The sequence below is a fragment of the Noviherbaspirillum sp. ST9 genome, assembly GCF_048799745.1.
Taxonomy (GTDB): domain Bacteria; phylum Pseudomonadota; class Gammaproteobacteria; order Burkholderiales; family Burkholderiaceae_D; genus Noviherbaspirillum.
The window spans coordinates 1-625 of record NZ_JBLWFR010000121.1 but is presented as its reverse complement, the minus strand read 5'-3'; the positions used below and the strand labels follow the sequence as shown (position 1 = coordinate 625).

The window sequence follows — 625 nt, the reverse complement described above, 5'->3', positions numbered from 1 at the left end:
CGCCGCAAAGGCATCGGCCTGCGCGCGGCCAACCTCGTAAGGCGTGCCGCGGCACTGCACGAAGACGACGCGGAGCATTTTTGGAGCGGACGCCATCGTGATGCCCTGGAGGAATCGCGCCTGGACTTTCTCATGGGCGAAAGCCGGGAGGCAAGAACCGCTACCACACACTCCGACGTCATCCTGAGGGCCCGCCAGAGGCGGGCGTCTCGAAGGATGCGCCACAAGAGGGCCGCGCAGCTAGAACCGCTGCGACATGCCGACATAGAAGCCGCGCCGCGGTCCGTATTGCGGGGCGAACACGCCGATGCCGGAGCCGTCGCGGGTCTGGTAGATCGTGTCGAACACATTGACCACGTCGAAGCGCACAGTCGTCGGCTTGTTCGGCGCGACGATGTTGAAGTCGTGCGACAGGCCGAGATTGACTTGCGTATAGCTCGGCAGATGGTCGGTGTTGGCAAAGCCCGAGCGGAGGCCGCTGCCATAGATCATCGACACGCTGTAGCGCGTGCCCTCCCAGAGATAGGAGGCGCCAGCCGAGCCTGACAGCATCTGCGCGTGATCGGTGTAGATGTAATGACCCGCGATGTAGGCGAGTTCGTCCGCGCCGAACAGATACTGGTTC

At 63.7% G+C, this 625-nt stretch carries 1 pseudogene; it reads right to left on the bottom strand.

The features are described 5' to 3' along the window. Positions 1-240: 240 nt before the first annotated feature. Positions 241-625: pseudogene (locus tag ACNOHI_RS25090) on the bottom strand (TonB-dependent receptor); the annotation flags it as partial.